Consider the following 26,149-nt stretch of genomic DNA (forward strand, 5'->3'; position numbering starts at 1 on the left):
AGACTTCGATCAAACTTTTATGATTTTTGGACAAAAACGGTTTATGGAACAATTCAAGAGTATTTCTCCAGTTCGTTCGAACAAAATCAAAAACCTTTCAAGACGTATCTTCAATGGTAAATCTTTGGTTTTATCACAAAGTACGCCTTATGAAGTGATTGGTCATTATAAGCATGCAAAAATTCGTTTTTATGCTGCAACAGAACGAAAATACCAAGAGCCTTTGGTTTTTGTTGCACCTTTAGCAATTAACATGTCTATTTATGACTTATATCCTTATCGTTCTTTAATTAAATATTTTACTGAACAAGGCTTTGATGTTTATTTATTGGATTGGGGCAAACTCAGCTATAAACATTATTACCTGAATTTTTTAAACTTTATTGATGAAGCTATTCCTTATTGCATTGATCGCATTCGTGAACATGCTCAAAGTGAGCAAATTTCTTTGCATGGTTGGAGTATGGCAGGTATTTTTGTTTTACTTTATACCGCACTACGTCAACCAAACTATGTCAAAAACCTGATGGTCATGGCGAGTCCAATTGACAGTTATTCTTCTGGTGGTATTGGAAAACTGTATAAAAAAATCAATATGCTGTTATCTAAAAATCATAAAATTCAGCAATCAATTTATCAAGGTATTATTCCCAAAAAAATCCTACATACACCTGGCATTTTAAATGCAATTGGTTTTAAAATTTTAGACCCTAAAGGTTGGTATGAAGGACATAAACAACTTCTACTTAATTTAGACAATGAACAGCTTTTGCATGAGCATGCAACTTTGGGTAATTTTTTAAATCATATGATTGATTATCCAGGAGGTGTAAATCATGACATGCTCTTTAATGTTTGGTTACAAAACCCACTTAAAAATGGTGTAATTCAACTTAAAAATAAAAAAATTGAATTAAAAAATATTGATTGCTCTTTGATGATCGGTGCAGGTCGCAATGACCAAATGGTAACTGCCGCAGCAGTTCAGCCTTTGAGCCAATTGACAAATAGCCAAGATGTCACGTTTACTCTAATTCCTGGCGGACATTTAGGTTTAATGTCAAGTCAAAAAAGCGCTGAAGAGTTTTGGCCGACTCTGGCACTTTGGTTAGATGAACGTTCAACAAAAATTTAGGAATTTAATATGATCCAGTCTGTTGCATTTATTGGTTTAGGCGCTATGGGTTACCGTATGGCAGCACATTTACCAACACATTTTAATGACGTATATGTCTGGAATCGAAATTCTGAAAAAGCCAAGCAACATGCGAGTGAGTTTGGAACTCAAGCTGTAGATCTACAACAAGCGGTGCAAGCAGATATTATTTTTTCTTGCTTACCAACGAGCCAAGATGTAGATGGAATCTTAGCGCAAGTTAGCCCCAAAAAAGGCAGCATTTGGATAGATTGTACCAGTGGTGTACCCGATACAGCGAAAGCTCAAGCCGACTATTTAGCAAAGCAAGGTATTTATTTTTTAGATGCTCCTGTAAGTGGACAAACTATTGGGGCAGAAAACGCGACTCTAACATTTATGGTCGGTGGTGATGCTGCGGCTTTTCAAAGGGCTTTACCTGCAATGCAAGCAATGGGTTCACTGATTAAATTAGTCGGAAGTTCAGGTGCAGGTTTTGCAGTTAAAGCCATTAATAATATGATGATGGCGGTACATTTATGTGCAGCAGCAGAAGGCTTTACAACGCTTAAAGCACATGGCGTAGACTTAAACGAAGCTTTGGCTTGTATCAATGCATCAAGTGGAAAAAGTGGGGTTACAGAAACTGCTTTACCACAACGGATTTTAAATCGTGAATTTCCTCTTACTTTCGCTTTACCTCTTTTAGCCAAAGACACAGGAATAGCTGTAGATCTCATTCGTGATGCACGACTTTCAGCGCCTGTGATTGGCTTAACACAAAGTTTGATTCAAGCTGCAAATGCTTTAGCAGAACCAAATAGCGATTTTTCTACTGCCGTTAAATTGTATGAGTCTTGGAGCAATATCATCCTTAAATAAACTCATCTGCAACATATGGTATTTATTTTTAGTTCTGTTTCGGTATTGGGTAAAAGTTTTTATCCAGTACCATGATCATTAGCAAAATTTTAGAGTGCCATAACAGTTATTTACAGGTCTTTGACCTAGATCCATTGCAGGAATATCTACGGTTGCACCTAAAATCCCTCCAATTGCATCTAAAGCAGATAAACGTACACCTGAGCCATCCATGGTTAAATTCGCAAACTGAGTATCAGGAACAGAGAGCCACCAACCTTTTTTAGCTGCGATATTATTCCATTGCCCTGTGGCAATGTTTTGCCAATTAATATCTTTTTTCTGTAAAGATAAATACGCACCACTTGTCGGATTACCATTAACATCAGATACTTGTAGTCGATGTGCTGTATTAAAAGGAATATTGTTCATATTTGCAGTTAACTGCAAATCTATGGGTACAGGAATAAAACCACCCAACATTAAGCGAGCTGTTGCCTTTAAACCCGTTAAACTAAAACTTGTAGAACGATCCGCAATAATTGTTCCTGAATAGTCATTCACGCGAGCATTTGCTGTCCCAATTAAAGTAATATTGATGCCATTAATATTTGCATTGGTCACACGCACACCAATATCACCACTCAATGAGTTAATACCAGTATCATCAGTTAAAGTTGATGTATTTTCATTTGAACCCAAACTCATCATACCCAATGCCGAAAGTGCACCTAAACGAAAACCTTCAATACTTCGTGTTGAAGCTTGGTTTGAGTTTGAAATTGCAAACTCAACAAAAGGGTTATTCAAAATAAAATCTGTCGTTGCGCCTGCACCTTGTGCATTGCTGGTCGTAATCCCTGTTAAAGCAACATTATCAATATCAATATCGCAACCTGCGCCTTTTGAGCCACCACATCCGAGTTGTAGTTTTTTAATATTGGCGTTTAAAGCAATCTCAGCTTCCATGCCTAAACGATAGAAACTTAAACCTTGGCTACTATTGTCTGTTTTATTTAAATTAAATAACGCCTGACCTTCAATATTTGATAATTCTTCATCACTGAGTTGTGACAAACCATTGGCTTGTGCTGTTTGCAAACAAATAAGAAAACCAGATAAAGCCAATAACTTTATTTTTTGTCTTGACATGTTCCTATGCCTTATTTTATTAGACCTTGTCTTATTTTTATAAAAAAGCCAACAAAAAAATATATAAGTTATGTGAATTTTCAAAATAATGGTGACATAAAAAATACATATAAATCAAAAAAATAATATTTAATTTCAATTTTAAACTATACAAAAAGCAAACAATATTATGGTGATCAAAAACTCAAAGAATAAAAAATCATTTCAATGCAAAGAAATTTTTGAATTGCAGATTTCATTTTCACTCAGCATTTCAATCTGAACTTTCTTATATCTGCTTTAAATAGATGATGATCTTTTTATTTACTTCCAAGAAAAAGATTGGATTTGTCATCCTAAAAAGTAAATTTAACATACTAAAAAGCCCTTCATCACTGAAAGGCTTTTCCCCCAAACCTTTTTACAATGATTCAGGTTATTGTTTTAAAAAATAATATTAATAACTATACTTGACTTGAGTTATGCATCTGCACTTTATATCGAATAGTTTTACAATCATCAATTCAACTATGAACCCAAACTTGCATGACCTATTAAATATACTAAGGTTGTAAGTGCAACATACATCAATAAAAAGAATATGAAACTCATAGACTTAGCAAGCATATCTTATCTCCCTATTCCGTTATTGATTACTTCTTATACAACAAATATTATACTTACACAATCTAATAGAAATATTACTTTACATATAAATACCTGATAATACTGATATTTATTTATAAAAACTACAAATAGAATGCACAAAAACTACTTAATATCTCATTATATTTTGCAAATCATTTATAAATAATAGTTTTATATAATAAAAAACTTCATCTGAGTTGATGAAGTCCTAAAAATGTTACTTTTATTATCATTTTTAATAATGAGCTTATCTTATAAAATTATAAGCCCGTATGAATGTTCCCAATCAAATAAACCAAAGAAGTCAGCATACAAAACATCACAATGAAAAAAAATAAACTCTTGGATGTATAGATAAGTTGATCAATATTATAACTATAGATTTTATGTTTATTTTTCATAAAGCCCTCTTCAGTTTTAGAACAATTTTTCCTTCAATTAGTAGAATATTCAAATGTTGATGGCTCAGTTAAAAAAAATACCTGCACATCATGTGGCAGGTATATAAAACTTTCCCCAAGGTTACAACATTCTCCTTCTTTGAAACGCATAATACACAGAACAAATAACATAATCAACATTTATTGTTAAATAAATCACATTATTTTGATGTTTAGCAACATTAGACCCATTAAAGCACAATATAAAAATAGAGAGAAGATAATATCCACCCATACATTGCTAAAATTTGATTGGCTTTAATATTAAAATTTGGTTTATTTGTTGTTTATTTAGACTTTTTATACAGGTGCTTACTTTGATTTTACGGTTATTTCCAACATACTCAGGTTTATTTTGTCTGATCTCATGAGTTCTTATGTCGACCTTTAGCAATATTACTGTAATTGAGCATGAAAATGATAAAGTTGCTTTATTAATTGATGGTAAAGCAATTTCAGAGCGTTATGAAATTCATCACGAAAAAAAAGTGATTGATGAATTAAAAGCTTTAGAAGATGGTCAAGCACTCAAACTTTTTGAACAGTTTATTTTTTCACATACAGATTTAAATTTAGAACATGCCTACTTATATAGTACATGCATTATCAAGCAAAATACGGGATACAAAGTTGTGGTTAATTTTATTTATAAATTAACTGTTTCAGGACAAGCACCTTCAGAACATGTCATTACCAATCAAGGTAAAGCAATGACTGCGGAAGATATCAAAAAGTTTATTCAAGACCATGTCGAAATGTCTTTGACAAAATATACTGACTTAAATTATGCATACTAAAAAATTAATGCAAAAATAAGCGCTATCAAATGATAGCGTTTTTAAATTTTATACATTCCAAATTTTAAAAATTATTTTTATCGTCACCTAATTTTGCAAATTGTGCTTCCATATCATTAAATGCATCGGTAAAACCAACTAAAGAAATTTTATTTTCTATAGCTTGACCTTTGTTTTGTTGAAAACGTGTATAGGCATAATTACCACGTTTCAACTGTCCTACAATGCTTGTACCATTTCTAAATAGCCCTTCACGCTCTTGTAGAGAGTCGCCTTGATCTACACGAACAAATGCCATTGTATTTTTTTCGTGTTTATCTCCAATATTTACAATATATTGGCTGTTCATATGTAAAATAGAAATTGGACCTTTACTCATCACACATGCTTTCATGTCATCAAAAGCTTTGTACTGACATTTTATTTTCCAACTCGCTCGTCCTAATAGTTTATTTTCCAAAGGAGAAATCACATCACTATTTTTAGTTTGTGTATTTACCCGTGTGATTAAGGACGACAATTGATCATCCGCTGCATGTACAGCTCCCGTCAAAAAAACTGGAAAAACTGCCAAAATGACCAACCCCATTAACGTATTTTTAGACATAATAAAACATTCTCTGTTAAGCTCTTGCTAAAATTCACTATGGAAACAGCAAGTTATAGTAATGAATAAATTTTGTTGCACTATACCTGAAATTAGGTATTTTTCACTACTTTTATAAAAATAATTTAAATTACAACAAGTTTACTCATGCATCTTGCAATTTTTTGCATATCCCCATATCCAAAAAATAAGATTTTTTTTGCATTAATAGCTGATTATTTTTTAAATTATTCATCCATTATTTTTTATTGCCCCAAATGAAACGACGACAAAAAAACTTAAAGTTGTGACTTGCTTCTCAATTATACCAACAAATCGCACAATTTATCAGCAGAATATTTAAATTTAATCACTTAATACACCTACAACAATTCATTTTTTCTTATAAGAAATAAGTATATTAAGTGATATTTTTCACATAGATTAGTAACCATTTGTTTTTATAGAAATTTTACAATTTTCTTTATATTGTGCCAAAAGCTGTGTTAAGCCATTCATTAACACACTTGTATCTACACCCACTGCCACAAATTCAGTACCTAAATCTAAATATTTCTGTGTCATTTCATGTTGTGTTGATAAAATTCCTGCTGCTTTATCTGCTGCACGAATACGTTGGATAGCATCTATAACCACTTTTTGTACTTCAGGATGGTTAGGATCACCTTGATAGCCCATACTTGCAGATAAATCTACTGCCCCAATAAATACGCCATCTATTCCATCTAATTTTAAAATTTCGTCTAAATTTTCTAGACCTGTCACAGACTCTATTTGAATCAATAAACAGATATTTTCATGTGCTGTTGCATAATAATCAGGAATACTGTTCCAACGTGTTGCTCGTGCTAAGGCTGCACCAACGCCACGAATGCCTACAGGTGGATAATTCACCGCTTTGATCATAAGCTGAGCTTGCTCCACTGTTTCAACCATTGGAATCAGTAAAGTTTGCGCGCCAATATCTAATAATTGCTTAATAATTTGCACATTTCCAATAGGTGGACGTACAACTGCTTGGGAAGGATATGCTGCGATACTTTGGAGTTGTGATAATGTTGTTCTTAAATCGTTTGGTGCATGTTCACCATCAATCAAGAGCCAGTCATAACCGACATTTGCTGCAATTTCAGCACCATAGGCATCTGCTAAACCCACCCACAAACCAATTTGTTGTTGGGTTTTCAACTTTTTTTTGAAATGATTTGTATGATCAAACATTGACTATTTCTCGATGACTGCAAAAACTGTTTTATTAAACCTTGATTAAATAAAAGTACAAATATTGATTTTATATGATGTTATTGCTTAAAAATCTGATTCTATTTTCTTTTAAAATTAATCTTTACCCATAAAATGTATATCTAAATTTTAAAATGCTCTTCTTTTACATGAAGATTAAAGTAAAATCGAAAATTATCGATTAATGGAATCTTATCTTATGGATTTGCTCAGTATTTCTAAAAAGCGTTATACCACAAAAGCTTATGATGCCACTCAAAAAATCCCTCAAGCACAATTTGAACGTTTACTTGAAGTTTTACGTTTAGCACCTTCTTCAATTAATATCCAACCATGGCATTATTTTATTGCAGACAATAATGCTGCCAAACAACGTATTGCAAAAGCCCTTGTGGGTAAATACGCTTATAATGCACCCAAAGTTTTAGATTCATCACACACTATTTTATTTTGTACTCAAGCCGACATTACTGAACAACATTTAGAAAACTTGTTAAATCAAGATGATCTCAGTGGTCGTTTTAAAGATGAAAAAGCAAAGCAAGGTCAAAAAGACAGTCGCACAGGTTATGTCGATTATTATCGTAATGAAAAAGGTGATATTCAGCGTTGGGCAGAAAATCAAACTTTTATTGCACTTGGTCAAGCTTTATTGGCTGCGGGCATTGAAGGCATTGATGCAACACCAATCGGTGGTTTTGATGAAGATATTATCAGCCAAGAACTAGGGCTAGAAGAAAAAGGGCTTATTCCTTCTGCCCTACTCACTTTAGGTTATCGTAGTGAATCTGATTTCAATGCTAAACTCCCTAAATCTCGTCTAAATAAAGAAGATATTTTTACCCAACTTTAAAGATACATTTGGGGGAAAAGCTCCCCCTTTTGTAACCATCATCTGTTATGAAATAGGATAATTTTTTGAAATTTCTTGACTGATCATCACCGCAGTTGCAGCAGAAAGTGTCCAACCTAAATGCCCGTGTCCTGTATTATAAAAAACGCGTTCATGCTTTCCTCGTTTAACCACAGGCATCATATTTGGCATCATTGGTCTTAATCCTGCCCAAGGAGTACAATGTTCTGTTGAAATTTCAAAGTTTTTATTTGCCCAATCAACTAAAGGCTGAATACGATCTGCGCGAATATCTCGATTATAGCCATTAAACTCTGCAGTACCTGCGATACGCAAACGATTTTTACCTAAGCGTGAAGTTACAATTTTTGCACTTTCATCTAATAAACTGACCCATGGCGCACCTTTTTGGCTATCTTCATCTTCAAGTTGCACTGTAATCGAATACCCTTTAACAGGATAAATATTCACTCGATCACCCATTTTTTCTGCCAATTGATAACTTCCCACCCCACCACAAATGACAATGGCATCCGCAGAAATTTGAGCTAAAGCCGTATAGTCTTGTTGCATATTGGCTGCACTTGGATGGTACTGAATATGAATACCTTGTAAATTGCGTTCTATATGTGCAACTTCCATCCCAAACAAATATTTTACGCCATATCGTTCCGAAGCTTTGGCTAAGCCCATCGTAAACTTATGAATATCACCTGTTGCATCTTTAGGACAATAAAAACCACCATAATAATTGCCTGTTAAACTCGGCTCAATTTGAGTAATTTCCTCAGGAGTAATTGCATGGCGCTCTAAACCACCTGCACACAACAAATCGTTGACTGAGGTTGCAACCTTATAATCAGCTTCATTATGATAAAAATGTAAAATTCCACGTTTTTCTAAGTCAAACTGAATGTTTTCTTGTTCTGCAATTTCAAATAAACGTGCTCTTGCCAACAAGGCTAAACGTACTGTTTCTTTGGTATTGGCTTGATAATGTTTAATATTTCCTAAAAATTCCATTAGCCAGCTATATTTATGCAAACTAAAAGAAGGATTTAATAATAAAGGTGCATTTTTTTTAGACATCCACTTTATACCCTTGAGTACTGTGGCTTTTTGATTCCAAACTTCTGCATTACAAGCAGATAATTGTCCACCATTGGCAAAAGAAGTATCCATTGCAGGAAAAAGATGTCTGTCTATAACAGTGACAGCATAACCAAGTTGGGCTAATTCATAAGCTGTTGTTACACCTGTGATTCCCGCACCAATTACAACAATATGACGCATGTGCATACTCCTTTGAAATACAAAATTTCATGTATGCCCCATCTGTCATTGGTACCTGAGAGCTTCGGATACAAATACACACCTATGTATTTTTTCCATCCCCTTCGGTGAGTCACCTAAATGACTACTCTCCAGATCTTGTTTATTATTACAGTCCTTTTGCCTGAGAGTTTCCGGGGTCGTTGCTCCTTCGGCGTGTCTACAGAAGACATCTCTCCTGCAATAATATTTATTATTGTGTAGCAATCACTATGCCATTATCTATAAAAAACTCAAGTCACCTTTTATAAATATTTTAAAAATGGCAAATTAAACAAGCGTAAATTCAATAAGCCAAAACAATCATCTATCTATTTTAAGCAATGATTGTTTTGACTATTGTTTTGACTAAAAAAATACAAGCGGTCTTTATAAGAATTTATTCAATAAATAATAATGCCAAGCGTACTTGGTCATATCCCATACGAGGACTACTTAGCTCGACTATAGGACGCAACTTTATGTTACCATCTTCACTAAAATGACTTGGATCTTGTCTTTTTTGCAGTTTTTTATAAATTTTTCGAACTTGCTCAAGTACATTTTCATCTGGGCTTGCCACTGAAATATCTAAACCTTGTTCACGATGTAGTTTGGCTAAATGGTTAATAATCGTTGCAGGGGTCAAACCACGTTCTTGTGCAATATCTTGAATGTCATAACCATTTTCAAATAATTCACGTGTTTCATCTAAAGTTGCTGTGGCATAGCTAGTTTTGCCATTATTTTTTGCCAGCTTTTTCTCATTGCGTTGAATTTCAGTTGCATTTAAAGTCCCTCCACAATGACGAATAAATGCATTGTGTTGTACTGTTAAGTCCGTTTCTGCAAAATTCTGTTCAGCTTCCGTTGATAACTCCTGAAAACGTCGATCTGCTTTAATGGCTAAACTGTCTAACTCTAAAGCTTGCTCATTAAAACCAAGTAAACGTAATCCATCTATAGATTTTAAACGTGAAAGTGCGACATAGCCTTGTCCTTTTTCAAAGGTATGTGTGAGATTAATCTCCGCTGCTTCTAGCGTCATGCCTTGTGATTTATGGATCGTGATCGCCCAAGCCAAACGCAAAGGTACTTGTTGTAAACTCGCGATGGTTTTACCTGCATCATTATCCACTGACCATGTTTCAGGCTCTACTAATAATGTTGTTCCGTCATTGAGTTTAACTTTTGGCAAAATGCCTAATTCATCATCTTCCTCAAAACCAATCACCTCACCCAGACTGCCGTTAATATAGCCCATATCAAAATTGTTTTTTACAAACATCACTTTGGCATGTTTTTTTAGCGTTAACTCATCAGGCGCACGTACTGAAGACTTTAAGGTTTCAATGAGTTTTTCATTGCCATCTGTGACAGCAACAAACTGATGTTCTTTACCTGAAATTTCATTTAAATGTTTAAAATTAAGACTATCGACATCCATATTATGTGTATATAAACGGGTATAAGTATCGCCAATATCTTGATTTTTTGTCGCTTGTAAAGCCTGAATATGCTGTGCTTGAATACTCTGCGCTCGAATCGCATTTAAAATATCATTTAATGCAGAATCATCTTGGCGATATTGCTCCGTTAAATAACACACACGAAACTTCGCCTCAACCCAAGCATTTGACATAAAACAGAATTTATCTCGATTTTTTTCATCATTTTTGCCTACAGGGGGTAACTGGAAAAAATCTCCAGCAGCAATCACTTGAATACCACCAAAAGCTTCATCGGATTCTTTAAAGTATTTTAGAACTTGATTGACTAAATTGAGTTGCTTTGCATGCAACATCGAAATCTCATCAATAATCAAAACTTGGGCATTTTCTAAATGTTCTTTTAAGTATTTACGTTCTTTCATCCGCTTTAAATCATCGTCTGAAAGTATGTCTTTAATTCCAATCCCTGCCCATGTATGGATTGTCATTCCATTCATATGCGTTGCTGCAATGCCTGTAGATGCAGTGATCGCGACAGGAACTTTTCGCACTTTTAAATAGTTGATGTATTGATTTAAAGTATAGGTCTTTCCTGCACCTGCGGAACCTGTCAAAAAGACATTTTCACCTGTTTTCATTAATTTAAGTGCAGTTTCTTGTTTCATAACAACCTAGACCTTATCAGACTGCTATAGCCTAACGATTTTTGCCATAAATGTTAAGTTTTTAAGCAAAAATCCGTGCATCTGCTGCTTTTTTACGAAGTGTTAAATTAAATTCTGCAATAAATGCGTAGACTTTATTTAAACACGCTTCATCTGCGGCACGATTACTCGGATATTTCAACTGATCAAATTGTAACTGCCCATTTTGATACAAACAGCCTAAAGTTAAACATTGTTCAGGATTTTGTTCCGCATAGACATGAAATGCGACATATTCATAAACGGACATACGCTCTGCATAAACATGCGCTAAGCAATGTTTATAATCTACAGATTCTTGAATGACACGTTGTAACTGATGTAATTCTTCAAAATACCATTCTTCAAAATAAATGACAGCTTCAGGTGACAACCGCTCCCATTCTTCAATATTTACTTTATATTTCAAATGGCTTAATGCCACATCAAACTCAAGCTGCTGATGCCATTCATAAGCATGTTGAAACAAACCTTGCCAAGTCATATTTTTATTCAAGACTTTCTGTTGTGAAAAGTGTTCAAGTAAATAATCCGCAACATAAGAATCAAAAATACTCATGCTGCGATTTTGATGTGGTATATAATGTTTAAAATGTTGTCTAAAATCCGACACACTGATCTGATGTTGTTTTAAAATTTTAAAAAAATCATCGTGTTGTTGCGCTGAAGGTTCAATAAATTCATATAACTCGGATGGAATGTTCTGCACAGTTTGATGCAAAAAAATCATATAAGCTTGCATTGCCCGACTGAGTTTTAAATAACTTTGTTTAATAATTTTTTGATTTTTCTGCGACAAAATATGCAGTAATGCGAGCCATTCTTCAATATATAACATCGAAGAACTGATCACCATTTTTTGTTCTAAATGTTCAGTATGACCATTTAAACGATACTGTGTATTTTCTGCTTGTAAAAACCAGTGTTGTTGTATGGCGAGCGCATGACAATCTGCCAATAACAAACGCGCTGCAATATTTTGAAAATATTTTAAAGTCATTAAAATGACATGAGGATGCACATAGCTACAATCGACTAAACTTAATGCCGTGATTGCGACACGCAAATTTGGGCTTTGAATCGATTGGCTGATCCATAAATTGAGTTCAAAGCTTTGTTTAAACAGCCAATTTACAGTTTTTGTTTGATAAAAAACAGGACGGCGAGCCAATAATGACTCATCCCAATACACACTTTTTGCATCTAAAAATTGTTTTTTATCTAATAAATTTTGATATTGCCAATAGCCACGATGCATGAGTTTTGCAAAAGGTAACATGTGTGGTTTTTCTTGAGCATGTTGCATCAACAAGGAAAAATCTGTTTTCTTATTGAGAAGATCAACCAAATGAAATTGTTCTGGATAAAAACATCGTACTAAATCATAAATGGCTTTTGGCATAAACCACTGTGCTGAAAAGCAAAATTTTTCATAATGTGGAATTAAAGCTTGTACCGAAATAAGCTGTTCACCTTGGACTGAATTTGCCAAACATAAATGCTTTAAATTCAATTCCACTTCTAATGGGATCGTCTGTCCAATCTCCACAAATTTTGTTAAATAAGCCTGATCATAATAGTTTTGTTGCATCAATAAATGATCTATAGCGTGTGCATCTTGCTGTGAAATTGTATATAAAAATTGTTCGATCCGATTTTCTGCATCCACCCATTCAAATATCTGTTCGATTAAAGTTTGACGTAAAAGTTGTACATTGGTTTTAACAGTTGTGGGATGTTGAGCAACCTGATGACCTGTAAAAAATGGAATGTGTTGTAAAATAAATTGGGAAATTTTTTCAAAGGAAAGTTCTTTATTGGGTTTACTCAGCTTTATAAGAACTTCTTCATCAAATTCAATCACAAATAGACCGTTCGCGATTGAGATGTGTTGCGGTGAATGACCAATTTGCAGCATATTTTCCGCATTAATATCCTGTAAATATGCCCATTGATCTTGAAATACTTGCATCAATGCAGGGGCAATATTCAATAAACTTTGTGCTGTCCATTGATGAGGATGCATCTTTTCTTGATCTTCTGATGGCAACATCGCTAACGTCTCATTCAGGTGGGTAAATATACTTCGTCATATCGATATACGTATCAGCTTTTCATTATACCCTATCTAATGACATCTCCATTTTTTGCCATATATTTTTTAGTTACATCCATTCTGCTAAAACTCAATATATTTAAAAGTCTTTATTTTTCTTCATTTTTTATTTGGTAGGTTTTAGGTAGGTATTAAAAATAAGGAACAGCACGGATACTCAATCTCAAGGTGATCATCACCTTTCGGATGATTAATAACAAATATGGTAGAAGGAATCGCACCATGGCTTTTAAAAATATTGCAGATCAAACTAACGGTTTTTATATTCCTTGTGTTTCACTTTTCGGACCAGGCTGTGCCAAAGAAGTTGGCGTTAAAGCACAAAATTTAGGTGCAAAAAAAGCACTGATTGTAACTGATGCTGGTCTTTTCAAATTTGGTGTTGCAGATCTTATTGTTGAATACTTGAAAGAAGCTGGCGTAGATAGTCATGTATTCCCTGGCGCTGAACCAAACCCAACAGACATTAACGTACATAATGGCGTTAATGAATATAACGATAATGGTTGTGACTTTATTGTTTCTTTAGGTGGTGGTTCATCACACGATTGCGCAAAAGGTATCGGTTTAGTGACAGCAGGCGGTGGTCATATCCGTGACTATGAAGGGATTGATCAAAGTAAAGTTCCAATGACACCTTTGGTTGCGATTAACACAACCGCAGGTACAGCATCGGAAATGACACGTTTCTGTATCATTACCAATACTGACACACATGTCAAAATGGCAATTGTTGATTGGCGTTGTACACCATTAGTTGCAATTGATGATCCTAAACTGATGATTGCTAAACCTGCGGCTTTAACTGCTGCAACAGGTATGGATGCACTTACACATGCAGTTGAAGCTTATGTTTCAACAGCAGCAAACCCAATCACAGATGCATGTGCAGAAAAAGCAATTAGCATGATCAGTGAATGGCTCAGCCCTGCGGTTGCCAATGGTGAGAATATTGAAGCACGTGATGCAATGGCATATGCACAATATTTAGCGGGTATGGCATTTAACAATGCGTCACTCGGTTATGTACATGCGATGGCACACCAACTCGGTGGTTTCTATAACCTTCCGCACGGCGTATGTAATGCGATTTTATTACCACATGTTTGCGAGTTCAACTTAATTTCATGCCCAGATCGTTATGCAAAAATTGCGCAGCTTATGGGTGTAAATACACACGGCTTAACCGTAACTGAAGCAGCTCAAGCAGCCATTGATGCCATTCGTAAATTATCAGCATCTATTGGTATTCCGTCTGGTTTAGCTGAGCTTGGCGTAAAAGCTGAAGATCATGTCGTGATGACATCAAATGCGCAAAAAGATGCGTGTATGCTTACAAACCCACGTAAAGCGACTGATGCTCAAGTAGTTGCGATTTTTGAAGCAGCGATGTAAGTCCTCTCCCATTTATACGGCTGTTTAACTACCTTTGGAATATCACTTCGGTGATATTCCTTTTTTTATATGGGTGATTGATCTTTATTTTTTAGATAGACCCAGATTTATCAATAAAATTTAAAAATAAAAAATAGATGCATACATGATTTGACAAAAATCACTTTATCATCAAGGATGAATTATTCACTTCATCAGAGTATAAAAAATGTCAAATCAACACTATATATATCAACCTGATGTACTGGGTACAGGCTATGAACAAGCGACTTTAAATTTTCCTGATGACTATGAAGGCAAAGTCGTTGCAACTTTAGTGCGTAAAAAAGCACACCAAACCACACCCAAAGCGGTGTTATATATTCATGGTTTTATTGATTATTATTTTCAAAAAGAAATGGCTGAACAGTTTAACCAACATGGTTATGATTTCTATGCGCTCGATTTAAGAAAATATGGTCGTTCTCATCTTCCGCATCAAAAATTTTATTATATGCTTGACCTTCGAGAATACGATGCCGAAATCAGTGAGGCATTAAAAATCATTGGGCAGGAAGGTCATGATCATGTGGTGCTTGCAGGACATTCAACAGGTGGTTTAACCGCAACACTTTATGCAGCACATTATCCAACACATCCACTGATCAAAGCATTATGGTGCAATAGCCCATTTTATAACTTTAATATGCCGCGTTGGAAAAAGAAACTCGCTTTGCCAAAACTGAGTGCCTTAGGTGGGCGCTTCCCAAACTTAAAATTTCCAAGTGAGCTAAATAAATGGTATGTCACAAGCCTACATAAAGACCTCAAAGGTGAATGGGACTTTAACTTAGACTGGAAGAAAAAAACCTATCCAAAAGTGTATTTAAGTTTTGTTCATGCAATTTTTGAAGCACAAAAAGAAATTCATACAGGCGTCCAAGTTGATGTGCCAACATTGGTGATGCATTCACATAAAACCACAAACCCAAAAAGATTTAATCGTGACGCGCAAACAACTGATGTGATTTTAGATGTTAAAGGCATCCAAAAGTATGCAAGTAAATTACAAGGTGATGTCACTGTAATGACAATTCAGAATGGTTTACATGATTTGGTCTTATCTGCTCCAGCAATACGTACAGATGTATACCAAAAACTCTTTTCATGGTTAGCACGAAAAGAGCTTTAACTAAGTCGTATTTATAGCAGATCAATGCTCATCTTTATATTTCATGAGCATTTGATGTGCTGGATGTTCTATAGGTGTCAGTTCAATTAAACGTTCTACAGCATCAATCGCTTCTGGAAAATGCGCTAAATGTTTCAGCAAAGCATCAGGTTCATTGGCTTTAAAAATAGCTTCACTTAATCTTGACTCTAAACAATCTCGCCATGCGCAAAGAAATGGACTTTCCGTTTTCGCAAGAAATACGCCTTTACACAATTTTAGTGCTGAGTCGGTATAGCCCGAATCTAGAGCATTTTCTGCTTGTAAAAAATCTGCTTCAACATGTGCCAATAAGCGATAAGGACGTGAACCTAACATTCCGCCTAAAATCTCTCTAAGCTGCGACATTTCAGCTTTTAAGGTTCCCATACTCACTTTACGTTCACCATATAAAGCTTGGTGTAAACCTTCTAGATTCAAACCTTGTGGACATAATGCCAAGATACTGATGATTTCAATCTGACGAGGTGTTAGAACGACAATCTTGCCATTGAACAGCACTTGAGGAACAGCAAAAGCACGAATAAAAAGTTGCTGCTGTTGATAGCTCAATAAAGCAGATTGAATGATCGAAGCACAGCGCTCCGCTGCCAATAAACCTAAACTATTGTGATGACTCCAAGTCGTCGATAAATCAATAACACCTAAAACATTTTTAGAATATGGATCGATCACGGGCGCTGCATAGCACACCCAATCGTGAATTGAACTCATATAATGTTCATTGGAAAATACACAACTTGATTGTTGTGTTTTTAATGATAAAGCCAAAGCATTGGTTCCAACGAAGTCTTCACGCCACTGCCCACCTTCCACAAAATGCACTTTTTCCGCAGCATTTCGCATATTGCCACTGGCAGCAGACCAGACAATCGTACTACCAACATCACCCACTGCGATGACCATTGAAGATTGTTGTGCGATATGTTTAAGCTCATCACCGCATTGATCCAGCGCAACTTCTAAAGCCCCTTTTTTCTTATTATTTTTTTGAATTTGTAAAGGTGCTGCTTCACGATCCATTGGAATATCAGCTTGCTTTGAACGCTGCCAAGAACTTGCAATACTTTGCCCAAGTTGATCTGCTTGATGTAAGGATAAACTACTACTTTGTCTAAACTTTTCGATTTGTTGACGCTTTTGCATTAAACTTTGCATATTCAACATCCTTTTACATCCGTTTAATTTTACATTCCATTTTACTTGTTCTTACCTACAGTGACATTGTTTACAAAATATCTAGGCTAGGTCAAGACATTTAATACCAAAGCTTTATACTGAATTAAAGTGTATCTAATTTTCTCAATCCACTCAGCAAAAAGAAAAGATTGCTAAAATTTAAATCGTATCGCAAATTACACCTTTTTAACTCCAACCTTTTACCAACCTTTCACCTCATAAGCTCAGATCATCAAGGCAAACGACGATCACCATCGTCATTTATATGTAACGTTAAAAATAAGTAAAGGGAAATTCTTATGCGCTATGCAGATCCAAATACTGAAGGTTCAAAAGTACAATTTAAAGCACAATATGAAAATTTTATTGGTGGCAAATGGGTTGCTCCAGTAAAAGGCGAATATTTTGACAATATCTCACCTGTTGATGGTAAAGCTTTTACCAAAGTACCACGCTCTTCTGCTGAAGATATCGAGTTGGCTTTAGATGCAGCGCATGCAGCAAAAGCACAATGGAACAGCAGCTCACCGACAACACGTTCGAATATTCTATTAAAAATTGCAGATCGTTTAGAAGAAAATCTTGAGTTATTGGCTGTTGCTGAAACTTGGGAAAATGGTAAACCAATTCGTGAAACACTTGCAGCAGATATTCCACTGTGTATTGACCATTTCCGTTATTTCGCGGGTTGCTTACGCGCTCAAGAAGGTGGTATTTCTGAAATTGACGAAGATACCATCGCTTACCATTTCCATGAGCCTTTAGGTGTTGTTGGGCAAATTATTCCATGGAACTTCCCGATATTAATGGCAGCATGGAAACTTGCACCTGCACTCGCTGCGGGTAACTGTATTGTCCTTAAACCTGCGGAACAAACCCCTGTAAGTATCTTAGTTTTAGCTGAACTGATTCAAGACATCTTACCTGCAGGTGTCTTAAACATCGTCAATGGTTATGGTGTTGAAGTTGGTCGCCCACTTGCAACCAACCCACGTATTGCAAAAATTGCATTTACAGGCTCAACGGCAGTCGGTCAAATGATCATGCAATATGCCACTGAGAATATCATTCCAGTGACTCTTGAATTAGGTGGTAAATCACCAAATATCTTCTTTGAAGATGTCATGGATAAACAAGATGACTATTTGGATAAAGCTTTAGAAGGTTTTGCTATGTTTGCCTTGAACCAAGGTGAAGTCTGTACGTGCCCTTCACGCGCACTGATTCAAGAAAGCATCGCAGATAAATTCTTAGAAATGGCAGTTGAACGTGTTAAACGCATTAAAACTGGTCATCCTTTAGATACAGATACCATGATTGGTGCGCAAGCATCGCAAGAGCAACAAGACAAGATCTTGGGTTGTATTGCAACAGGTCGTGCTGAAGGCGCGCAAATCCTCACAGGTGGTGGCGATCGTCAAGAGGTAGGTCAAGGTTTCTATATTGAACCGACCATTTTCAAAGGCGACAACAGCATGAAAATTTTCCAAGAAGAAATTTTTGGACCAGTTTTGTCTGTAACCACATTTAAAGATTATGACGATGCAATTCGTATTGCCAATGACACGATGTATGGTTTAGGTGCTGGTGTTTGGTCTCGTTCAGCGCATACGTCTTATCGTGCAGGTCGTGCGATTCAAGCAGGTCGCGTTTGGACAAACTGTTATCATATCTATCCTGCACATGCAGCATTTGGCGGTTATAAGAAGTCTGGTATTGGGCGTGAAAACCATAAAATGATGCTTGATCATTATCAACAAACTAAGAACTTATTGGTGAGTTATTCAACCAAAGCAATGGGCTTCTTCTAAATTAAACATATAGATTTTAAGTAGTTAAAGCGAACTTCGGTTCGCTTTAATTGTTTTTAGCTGTTATGAAATCAAAACAAATAACGATTATGACTCAACAGGTACTAAACTACTTTCCACAAAGTGCAAATGATCAACTCCCCAGAACATTTCATCATTCACAAACCAAGTTGGTGCTCCAAATACACCACGATTCACAGCTTCTTCCGTTAAAAATTTCAGCTCATTTTTAACTTTTTCATCACTTAACCAAATTTCAAGTTGCTCAACATCTAAACCTGCCTCTTGAGCAACTTGCAGTAATTCACCCAACTCATTTAAATTACGAGGTTCACCAAACATTGCTTTAAAAACACCGTCTAAAACAGTCAAAAACTGTTCTGGTGCAAAAAGTTGTGTTGCTGTAATTAAACGCATGGCATTTAAAGTATTAATTGGAAAATTTGGATTCATTTTGACAGGAATATCCCAAAGCTTTGCCCAACGATTTAAATCTAACATTGAATAACGCGCTTTTGCAGGTACCATCATTGGGCTATTATTGCCTGTAGCTTTAAATACAGCTCCTAACAAAATAGGTTTCCAAATAATCTCCGCTTGATATTGCTCAGCAATTTTTTGAATTTGATGAAAACCCAAATAACTATATGGGCTACCCACATCAAAATAAAATTCAATGATATTCATTTTTTTAGATTCCTTTTTTATACTTAATTGAGTGTTGATTGCTGACAATATATTTTAAATCGTCATCTAATGTCATTACCACTTTTCAATCCAAGGGCGTAAATCTAACTCATGCGTCCAAGCATCTCTAGGTTGCTGTGCCAAATGCCAATAATTTTCAGCAATATGCACAGGATTTAAAATACCATCTTGATCTTTTTTTGCATAAAGATCAGGGAATGTGTTTTGAATAAATTCTGTATCAATTGCGCCATCTACCACCACATGCGCCACATGAATATTTTGTGGTCCTAACTCACGTGCCATACTTTGTGCTAAAGCTCGTAAAGCATGCTTTGCCCCTGCAAAAGCTGCAAAATAGGCTGAACCACGCATCCCTGCTGTTGCACCTGTAAAAATAATCGTTCCTTGTTGTCGAGTCACCATTCGTTTAGCCACTTCACGCCCAACAAGAAATGCCGCAAAACACGCCATTTCCCAAATTTTAAAATATTTACGTGCCGTTTCTTCTAAAATACTACATGGTACATTTGCACCAATATTGAAAACGAGGACATCAATTTCGCCGATATTTTTTTCAATATGCTCAATTAACTCAATAACCTGCTCTTCTTTACGTGCATCAGAGGCAAAACCATAAGCCTCCCCACCTTGCTGCTGAATTTCATCAATCAATGGTTGTAGTTTATCGGCATTACGCCGAGTCATACATGCAATATATCCTCCCTGCGCAAAACGTTTGGCAATTTCTCCACCTGTAGCATCACCAGCACCAATCACTAAAGCAACTTTTTTTCCCTGTGTTTTAGAACTAGACATTTATTTTTCCTTATGCACATTTTTTATAAAATAACGATCGTTACTATAACGATCACTATGTTATAATTTTTCAATAGCGTCAAGAAAAATTGAAAGGAATCTTATGCGTTATAAAACAGGTTATAAAGCACAAAAACGGCAAGAGTTATTGTCAATCAGTGGGCAATTGGCAAAAAAAAATGGTTTTGGTGCAACAGGTGTCGATGGTTTTATGAAAGCTGCTGGAGTCACCAGTGGTGCTTTTTATTCTCACTTTTCATCTAAAAATGAATTATTTAAAGCCTTAATAGAAAATGAGCTACAACGTAGTGTGCATTTATGGCAAAAAAATCCACATCATGATGTAAAAGCATGGGTCGATTTTGAAATAGAACGTTACCTTTCTATTGATCATGTCCAGCAAGCTGAACATGGTTGTATTTTACCTGCATTGGCTGCTGAAATTTCACGCACAGAGCACGATATTAAATCTCTTTATCAAAAAGAACTGCTACGTGGACAACAGCTTTTCACAAAACATTTAGGCAATGAAGCATTAGCATGGGGCTTGATGTCACAGTTGGTTGGTGCAATCCTATTAGCACGTAGTATGCCTGACCTTGAAACCCAAGCGTCCATTTTAAAATCAAGTAAATACTTTATTTATCAAGCACTAGAGCAATATAAAAATGAATAAAAAAGCAAAAAAACAAAGAATAATCAATAGAAATTGCATTTTAAATATGATTTAATTTTAAGCAATTAAAATGATTTTCCATATATTTTTTTACTAGATTGGTTTGAGTTTACAAAAGAGTTCAATAAAATTTCATACAGAACTCGCCGATTAAACACATACTTTATCGCCGTAATCCCTCATTTCTCACACGATAAGAATCCCAAATGAACTCAAATTTCCCTAAAACTGTTTATGCCATTCAACACCTTTCCTTTGAAGATTTAGGCAGTTTTGAAGATACTTTATATGAACATGGTTATCGTGTTCGCTATTTTGAAGCTGGTGTTGACAACTTAAAAAAAGCCTTTGAACACGAAGGTTTAACGATTATTTTAGGTGGACCCATTGGCGTTTATGAAGCTGAAGACTATCCTTTTCTAACTGAAGAAATTCAATATTTACAACAACGTTTAGCAAAAAACTTACCCACTATTGGCATCTGCTTAGGTGCGCAGCTCATCGCTCATGCTTTAGGTGCGAAAGTTTATGCAGGAGCGCAAAAAGAAATTGGTTGGAGTTCTCTTCAACTGATCGACCTTGCTGACAACCCTTTAACAACATTACAAGAAACTGCTGTCTTGCACTGGCATGGTGACACCTTTGATTTACCAGAAAATGCTGAACTCCTTGCAAGTTCAGCGCTTTATCCTCATCAAGCTTTTCGTCTTGGACAAAATATTTTAGCCTTACAATTTCATCTTGAAGTTACAGCAGAGAGTTTAGAAAAATGGTTAATTGGGCATACTTGTGAATTACGTAAAGCAGATATCAATATTCAATATTTACGTTCAGAAAATAAAAAATATGCAGTCAAACTAGAAACTAAAGCACAAGAAATATTGCATCATTTTTTACAAAATTCATCTCTGTCTTAATTCAAGCCTTATTTAAGTATGAGTAAAGCATTGAAGTACGTTTATATCGGTACTTCAATGCCTGTTTCATCTACCTAAACACATACCAAAGCAGATGATTCGGATTGCATTTTTTGATGCATATCCAATAATAAGTTTTGTGTTTTTTCCCAACCTAAACAACCATCTGTAACAGATTGACCATACATCATGTTTTCAGAAATTTTTTGTTGCCCATCCAGCAAATGGCTTTCCAGCATCACACCACGCACATGGCTTTCTTTACGCTTAGCAATAATTTGAGATAAAACTTCAGGCTGATTCAATGGATTTTTCGCACTATTACCATGACTACAATCAATCACCAGTGCAGGCAATAGACCTTGATGGCGCTCACGAATCGCATTGATTGTCTCTAAATCATAATTCGAGCCAGAGTTTGAACCACGTAAAATCAAATGTGCTAAACGATTACCTTCACTTTCTAAAACACAAGGTAGCCCATGTTGCCCCATCCCCATGAATTGGTGAACATGCGAAGCAGATTGAATCGCATCTAAAGCAATTTGGATTGAACCATCTGTGCCATTTTTGAAACCAATGGCAAATGGCATATGACTTGAAATTTCACGATGAATTTGTGATTCACTGGTACGCGCGCCAATCGCGCCCCAAGCCAATAAATCATCAAAATAACCTGTTGCCATTGGGCTTAGAATTTCACTGGCAATAGGCAATCCCATTTCAATAATATTTAAAAATAATTCTCGTGATTTTTCCAAGCCTAATTGTAAATTTGAAGATCCATCTAGATTTGGATCATACATGTAGCCTTTCCATCCAATTGTTGTTCTTGGCTTTTCGATGTAAGTACGCATGACTAAAAAAATTTGGTCTGACACTAAATGCTGTAAATTTTTTAATTTTTGAGCATATTCAAGTGCAGCCACAGGATCATGAATTGAACATGGACCTGTAATGACCATCAGGCGTGAATCTTTACCTGTTAAAATATTTTGTATGGTTTGGCGCTGTTCTGCAATTTGAGCAGCAAGAGATGATTGCAATGGAAATTGTTGTTTTAATTGAATCGGTGTACTCAGTTGTATTTCTGCCTGAGCAGTTTGTTGTAAAGCTTGATTTAACATATTCATCATTTTTTTCCTTAGGGACTTAAAGCCCTCTCTTTTATTTGAGCTTATGGGGTCTATTCGACTGCAAAATAGAGGTTACTGGCGTAAAGTTAAACCAATAAAAGTTACTAAAGTATGCGTAGTTAAATGTATTCATGAAGTTCTCCAAAAAATTAAAAAATATGTGCATAAAAAAACCTGATCGGGGTTGCCGATCAGGTATTAACTTTGAAGGGCAACTTTTTTTGCCCAAACGTATCTAGGCAATTATCTAAAGAATTGCCAAAAATAATAAGATACGTTATTGATCAAAGGTTTAACTAACATTTTATTCACATAAAAAATCTGTATAAATTTAAAATACTCGTTGTTTACACTTTTTACAAGCACTTTTTTTGAATTAATCATTTTTTATCCGAAGAGTATTATGACTTAACATTTCAACAACACAATCTGACTGAATGGCTTTACTAAATAAAAAGCCCTGTCCTAAAGTACAACCGACTTCCTTTAGACTATCAAGCTGTTCTTGTGTCTCAATTCCCTCTGCAATAATGTCTAATGACAAGATTGGTCCTAATTGAGAAATACCTTGTACAATGGCGTGAATGGGTAATTCACTGTTCATACGATGTACAAAATCACAATCTATTTTTAAGCTATCTACAGGATAGTCATGCAAGTGTGTTAAAGAAGAATGCCCCGTACCAAAATCATCTAAGGCAATACGCACACCCACTTGTTTTAACTTATTTAAAGCACGTGCAACATAAACATAACCACGCTCAGCCAAAATATGTTCTGTGATTTCCACCTCGACCAAATGATGTGGAATCTGTTGTTTTTCAAGACGCTTCAATAACGTTTCAGCATAATTATCGCGCATAAACTCGACAGGTGACGCATTAATTGAAACAGGTACAACATCTAAACCTTGCTGTAACCAACATGCAATATCATTAAAAATTTTTAAATGCATTGTTTCTGCAATTTTTGTTGCTAACTCATAATCATTAAATGCTTCAACAACTGTGCTTGGGAGTTGAATGCCATGCTCGGTATCTTTCCAACGTAGCAATGCCTCAAAACCAATAATTTTACCTGTTTCTAAATTTACCTTAGGTTGATAATGTGGCTCAATACTGTTGTCACGTACAATTCTACGTGCTGTTTCCAACTGTTTGGCTTTTTTCAAGGTAATTTCTAACATGTCTTGATTAAAGAAACGCACACCGCCGCGCCCACCATCTTTTAAATTATTGAGGGCAGTATCCGCAAATTTGAGTAAATTTGAGCTATCTTTAGCATCTTGTGGGTACATCGCACAACCAATGCTCATACCACCATTAATCAATTTACCTGTATATGTGATTGGGCGATCTAACTGTCTTAATACTTTTTGTGTTGCTTGTTTGAATGTTTCCAGATCATCTAATGTTTCAACCACAACTGCAAATTCATCACCACCTAAACGCGCAACATAAGTCTGCTCATCACAACTATGACTCAAACGTTTTGATAATATTCTGAGTAAATGATCGCCAGCAGGATGCCCTAAAGTATCATTAATGTGTTTGAAATGATCTAGATCAATCAACATCAATCCAACCATTTTTTTATTGGCTTTCGCTTTTAATAAGGATTTTTTTAATCTTTGTTTAAAAGAACGGCGATTCATTAAACCTGTTAATTCATCACGTTCACTACTAATACGTAATTTATTTTCAGCAATACGTTGTAAAGTAATATCACGTGAAACACATAAAATACTGGTCGTTTGACCTTCGTCATTAACGACAGGTGTTAAAATATTGTCCCAATACTGACGAGCAGCGCCTTCACCACTCATACCAGCAAAACGTGCATTTTTACCTTTTGCAGCCGCAGAAATTGCAATTTGCCCTTTATCTCGTACTTCAGGAGGCAAAAGACCTAACCATTCCATATCAAATTTTTTAACTTTTTCTTTACCTAATAATGCAATACAACCTGAACGATTCATATGTGAAACCGTTCCATTTGGACGGACGATTTTAATACAATCCACACTAACATCTAGCATATCTGTATGCGCGCGCAATGAATCCGTCGTGTCACGTAATAACACTGCACGTTCATGAATATACGTACAGGTAATGGTCCAATCAAATTGTTTAGCCGCTCTTGCATGACTTTGGGCAATCAATAAAAACCAATGATATTGATCATTTACATCACGAATACGACATTCTTTTTCAAATTTTTGTCCTGTTTTTTGAGCATGATTCCACAAATTATATAAATGTTCGGCATCTTCTTGATAAACACATTTTAGCCACTCACAATCCTGTAGAGATTGCTCCGTGCCTAGGTATTCTTTAAGCGCAGTGTTACCATAAACAGCATCTGCACGTTTGATCCAAACAAGATGAGGCAGCAGATCTAATGTTAGTTTAACTTCATCACTGATGACCGTTTTTGCAGGAACAATCGTTGTTTGAGACGTATCCGTCTGACCCATTTGTGTCTCATGAGGCAAATCTAACCGAGCCATATACGATCCTTTTTGCAAAAACCTAGATTGATATATTTATCAACATTTCATATCACAATAGCTATCTGATCAATAGATATTTAAGTATCATATTAAACCCATATTTTTAAACATTAAAATTAAAAGCTTAAACTTTGATTTATAAAAAATAATTAAAGTTTAAAACACGATAAATTTTAGTTTAAAAAAGAAGCTTAATGACCTTTAATATAAAATGATTTTAAAAAATTGTATAGATTATCAAGTCGTTTTAATAAATTATATTTCTCATAAAATATAAAAACACTTAACAATAATTGCGAAATATATCACATTTATTTAAAATAAATTGATAAATTTAACTTTTTATTACTAAATTATGTAATAACAATGCATTATTATGATTTATTTAAAGTTTTTATATTTTTTTAATAAAATAAAAAAACCTAATTTCATTTAGAAATATTATATTTCACATGAAATTAGGTTTTTATTTAAATTAGAATTGATTATTTATACTAAATAATTCTTCTAC

20 protein-coding genes and 1 riboswitch are annotated in these 26,149 nt (G+C 35.1%); of the genes, 9 read left to right on the top strand and 11 right to left on the bottom strand.

Features of this window, described 5'->3' with window-relative positions; genetic code table 11:
- Positions 1-43 precede the first annotated feature (43 nt).
- Positions 44-1,135: an alpha/beta fold hydrolase gene (locus HX005_RS07440; protein ID WP_286376863.1), complete on the top strand. Its 1,092-nt coding sequence runs from the start codon at positions 44-46 to the stop codon at positions 1,133-1,135.
- 9 nt (positions 1,136-1,144) lie between these two features.
- Positions 1,145-2,017 carry an NAD(P)-dependent oxidoreductase gene (locus HX005_RS07445; RefSeq protein WP_286376864.1) on the top strand — a complete coding sequence of 291 codons (873 nt, stop codon included), beginning with the start codon at positions 1,145-1,147 and terminating at the stop codon, positions 2,015-2,017.
- 78 nt (positions 2,018-2,095) lie between these two features.
- On the opposite strand, the gene HX005_RS07450 is transcribed toward HX005_RS07445, so the two are convergent.
- On the bottom strand, positions 2,096-3,148 hold the full coding sequence (locus HX005_RS07450; RefSeq protein ID WP_286376865.1) for a hypothetical protein: 1,053 nt from the start codon (positions 3,146-3,148) through the stop codon (positions 2,096-2,098).
- A gap of 1,444 nt (positions 3,149-4,592) precedes the next feature.
- Between HX005_RS07450 and HX005_RS07455 the strand changes: the two genes are divergently transcribed.
- Complete coding sequence (locus tag HX005_RS07455; protein ID WP_286376866.1) at positions 4,593-5,012, top strand: hypothetical protein; 420 nt, start codon at positions 4,593-4,595, stop codon at positions 5,010-5,012.
- 64 nt (positions 5,013-5,076) lie between these two features.
- On the opposite strand, the gene HX005_RS07460 is transcribed toward HX005_RS07455, so the two are convergent.
- Together HX005_RS07460 and hpaI are read right to left on the bottom strand one after the other, a co-directional pair.
- Positions 5,077-5,619 carry a hypothetical protein gene (locus HX005_RS07460; protein WP_228198997.1) on the bottom strand — a complete coding sequence of 181 codons (543 nt, stop codon included), beginning with the start codon at positions 5,617-5,619 and terminating at the stop codon, positions 5,077-5,079.
- Between the two features lie 423 nt (positions 5,620-6,042).
- On the bottom strand, positions 6,043-6,840 hold the full coding sequence (gene hpaI / locus HX005_RS07465; RefSeq protein ID WP_286376867.1) for a 4-hydroxy-2-oxoheptanedioate aldolase: 798 nt from the start codon (positions 6,838-6,840) through the stop codon (positions 6,043-6,045).
- A gap of 220 nt (positions 6,841-7,060) precedes the next feature.
- Between hpaI and nfsB the strand changes: the two genes are divergently transcribed.
- Complete coding sequence (nfsB, locus tag HX005_RS07470; RefSeq protein WP_286376868.1) at positions 7,061-7,714, top strand: oxygen-insensitive NAD(P)H nitroreductase; 654 nt, start codon at positions 7,061-7,063, stop codon at positions 7,712-7,714.
- A gap of 45 nt (positions 7,715-7,759) precedes the next feature.
- Here the strand turns inward: nfsB and HX005_RS07475 are convergent, their stop codons facing one another.
- The 3 genes from HX005_RS07475 to HX005_RS07485 form a co-directional block, all read right to left on the bottom strand.
- Positions 7,760-9,007 (bottom strand): D-amino acid dehydrogenase, encoded by a 1,248-nt coding sequence (locus HX005_RS07475; protein WP_286376869.1) that lies wholly within the window; start codon positions 9,005-9,007, stop codon positions 7,760-7,762.
- 141 nt (positions 9,008-9,148) lie between these two features.
- A riboswitch (glycine riboswitch) is annotated at positions 9,149-9,237 on the bottom strand.
- Between the two features lie 188 nt (positions 9,238-9,425).
- The gene (locus HX005_RS07480) at positions 9,426-11,141 is read right to left on the bottom strand and encodes a DEAD/DEAH box helicase (RefSeq protein WP_286376870.1); all 1,716 of its coding nucleotides are present in this window, start codon (positions 11,139-11,141) and stop codon (positions 9,426-9,428) included.
- 61 nt (positions 11,142-11,202) lie between these two features.
- A complete protein-coding gene (locus HX005_RS07485) occupies positions 11,203-13,233 on the bottom strand; it encodes a hypothetical protein (RefSeq protein WP_286376871.1) in 2,031 nt (676 codons plus the stop codon).
- 285 nt (positions 13,234-13,518) lie between these two features.
- Between HX005_RS07485 and mdh the strand changes: the two genes are divergently transcribed.
- Entirely contained in the window at positions 13,519-14,691 is a 1,173-nt protein-coding gene (gene mdh / locus HX005_RS07490; protein WP_107008702.1) for an iron-dependent methanol dehydrogenase, read from the top strand.
- Positions 14,692-14,899: 208 nt separating this feature from the next.
- Positions 14,900-15,862, top strand: coding sequence for an alpha/beta hydrolase (locus HX005_RS07495; RefSeq protein WP_286376872.1), 963 nt, complete (start codon positions 14,900-14,902; stop codon positions 15,860-15,862).
- Positions 15,863-15,883: 21 nt separating this feature from the next.
- On the opposite strand, the gene HX005_RS07500 is transcribed toward HX005_RS07495, so the two are convergent.
- Positions 15,884-17,068 carry a sigma-54-dependent transcriptional regulator family protein gene (locus tag HX005_RS07500; protein ID WP_286376873.1) on the bottom strand — a complete coding sequence of 395 codons (1,185 nt, stop codon included), beginning with the start codon at positions 17,066-17,068 and terminating at the stop codon, positions 15,884-15,886.
- A gap of 311 nt (positions 17,069-17,379) precedes the next feature.
- Here HX005_RS07500 and exaC point away from each other — a divergent pair, with 311 nt between their 5' ends.
- A complete protein-coding gene (gene exaC, locus HX005_RS07505; protein WP_286376874.1) occupies positions 17,380-18,891 on the top strand; it encodes an acetaldehyde dehydrogenase ExaC in 1,512 nt (503 codons plus the stop codon).
- Positions 18,892-18,978: 87 nt separating this feature from the next.
- Here the strand turns inward: exaC and HX005_RS07510 are convergent, their stop codons facing one another.
- Both HX005_RS07510 and HX005_RS07515 read right to left on the bottom strand, forming a co-directional pair.
- Positions 18,979-19,578 (bottom strand): 2-hydroxychromene-2-carboxylate isomerase, encoded by a 600-nt coding sequence (locus tag HX005_RS07510; RefSeq protein WP_286376875.1) that lies wholly within the window; start codon positions 19,576-19,578, stop codon positions 18,979-18,981.
- Between the two features lie 75 nt (positions 19,579-19,653).
- A complete protein-coding gene (locus HX005_RS07515) occupies positions 19,654-20,397 on the bottom strand; it encodes an SDR family oxidoreductase (protein ID WP_286376876.1) in 744 nt (247 codons plus the stop codon).
- A gap of 103 nt (positions 20,398-20,500) precedes the next feature.
- Between HX005_RS07515 and HX005_RS07520 the strand changes: the two genes are divergently transcribed.
- Together HX005_RS07520 and HX005_RS07525 are read left to right on the top strand one after the other, a co-directional pair.
- Positions 20,501-21,073, top strand: a complete 573-nt coding sequence (locus HX005_RS07520; RefSeq protein WP_286376877.1) for a TetR/AcrR family transcriptional regulator — start codon at positions 20,501-20,503, stop codon at positions 21,071-21,073.
- Between the two features lie 206 nt (positions 21,074-21,279).
- Entirely contained in the window at positions 21,280-21,990 is a 711-nt protein-coding gene (locus HX005_RS07525; protein WP_286376878.1) for a glutamine amidotransferase, read from the top strand.
- A gap of 74 nt (positions 21,991-22,064) precedes the next feature.
- Here the strand turns inward: HX005_RS07525 and HX005_RS07530 are convergent, their stop codons facing one another.
- Together HX005_RS07530 and HX005_RS07535 are read right to left on the bottom strand one after the other, a co-directional pair.
- Positions 22,065-23,123 carry a 3-deoxy-7-phosphoheptulonate synthase gene (locus HX005_RS07530; protein ID WP_286376879.1) on the bottom strand — a complete coding sequence of 353 codons (1,059 nt, stop codon included), beginning with the start codon at positions 23,121-23,123 and terminating at the stop codon, positions 22,065-22,067.
- 379 nt (positions 23,124-23,502) lie between these two features.
- Complete coding sequence (locus HX005_RS07535; protein ID WP_286376880.1) at positions 23,503-25,635, bottom strand: bifunctional diguanylate cyclase/phosphodiesterase; 2,133 nt, start codon at positions 25,633-25,635, stop codon at positions 23,503-23,505.
- Between the last annotated feature and the right edge of the window lie 514 nt (positions 25,636-26,149).

It is taken from the genome of Acinetobacter sp. R933-2, assembly GCF_030325485.1.
In the GTDB taxonomy this organism is placed as follows: domain Bacteria; phylum Pseudomonadota; class Gammaproteobacteria; order Pseudomonadales; family Moraxellaceae; genus Acinetobacter; species Acinetobacter sichuanensis.

Coding starts and splice junctions, on each gene's coding strand:
- HX005_RS07440 (WP_286376863.1), top strand. CDS start 44: ATGGAACAATTCAAGAGTATTTCTCCAGTTCGTTCGAACAAAATCAAA.
- HX005_RS07445 (WP_286376864.1), top strand. CDS start 1,145: ATGATCCAGTCTGTTGCATTTATTGGTTTAGGCGCTATGGGTTACCGT.
- HX005_RS07450 (WP_286376865.1), bottom strand. CDS start 3,148: ATGTCAAGACAAAAAATAAAGTTATTGGCTTTATCTGGTTTTCTTATT.
- HX005_RS07455 (WP_286376866.1), top strand. CDS start 4,593: ATGTCGACCTTTAGCAATATTACTGTAATTGAGCATGAAAATGATAAA.
- HX005_RS07460 (WP_228198997.1), bottom strand. CDS start 5,619: ATGTCTAAAAATACGTTAATGGGGTTGGTCATTTTGGCAGTTTTTCCA.
- hpaI (WP_286376867.1), bottom strand. CDS start 6,840: ATGTTTGATCATACAAATCATTTCAAAAAAAAGTTGAAAACCCAACAA.
- nfsB (WP_286376868.1), top strand. CDS start 7,061: ATGGATTTGCTCAGTATTTCTAAAAAGCGTTATACCACAAAAGCTTAT.
- HX005_RS07475 (WP_286376869.1), bottom strand. CDS start 9,007: ATGCGTCATATTGTTGTAATTGGTGCGGGAATCACAGGTGTAACAACA.
- HX005_RS07480 (WP_286376870.1), bottom strand. CDS start 11,141: ATGAAACAAGAAACTGCACTTAAATTAATGAAAACAGGTGAAAATGTC.
- HX005_RS07485 (WP_286376871.1), bottom strand. CDS start 13,233: ATGTTGCCATCAGAAGATCAAGAAAAGATGCATCCTCATCAATGGACA.
- mdh (WP_107008702.1), top strand. CDS start 13,519: ATGGCTTTTAAAAATATTGCAGATCAAACTAACGGTTTTTATATTCCT.
- HX005_RS07495 (WP_286376872.1), top strand. CDS start 14,900: ATGTCAAATCAACACTATATATATCAACCTGATGTACTGGGTACAGGC.
- HX005_RS07500 (WP_286376873.1), bottom strand. CDS start 17,068: ATGTTGAATATGCAAAGTTTAATGCAAAAGCGTCAACAAATCGAAAAG.
- exaC (WP_286376874.1), top strand. CDS start 17,380: ATGCGCTATGCAGATCCAAATACTGAAGGTTCAAAAGTACAATTTAAA.
- HX005_RS07510 (WP_286376875.1), bottom strand. CDS start 19,578: ATGAATATCATTGAATTTTATTTTGATGTGGGTAGCCCATATAGTTAT.
- HX005_RS07515 (WP_286376876.1), bottom strand. CDS start 20,397: ATGTCTAGTTCTAAAACACAGGGAAAAAAAGTTGCTTTAGTGATTGGT.
- HX005_RS07520 (WP_286376877.1), top strand. CDS start 20,501: ATGCGTTATAAAACAGGTTATAAAGCACAAAAACGGCAAGAGTTATTG.
- HX005_RS07525 (WP_286376878.1), top strand. CDS start 21,280: ATGAACTCAAATTTCCCTAAAACTGTTTATGCCATTCAACACCTTTCC.
- HX005_RS07530 (WP_286376879.1), bottom strand. CDS start 23,123: ATGAATATGTTAAATCAAGCTTTACAACAAACTGCTCAGGCAGAAATA.
- HX005_RS07535 (WP_286376880.1), bottom strand. CDS start 25,635: ATGGCTCGGTTAGATTTGCCTCATGAGACACAAATGGGTCAGACGGAT.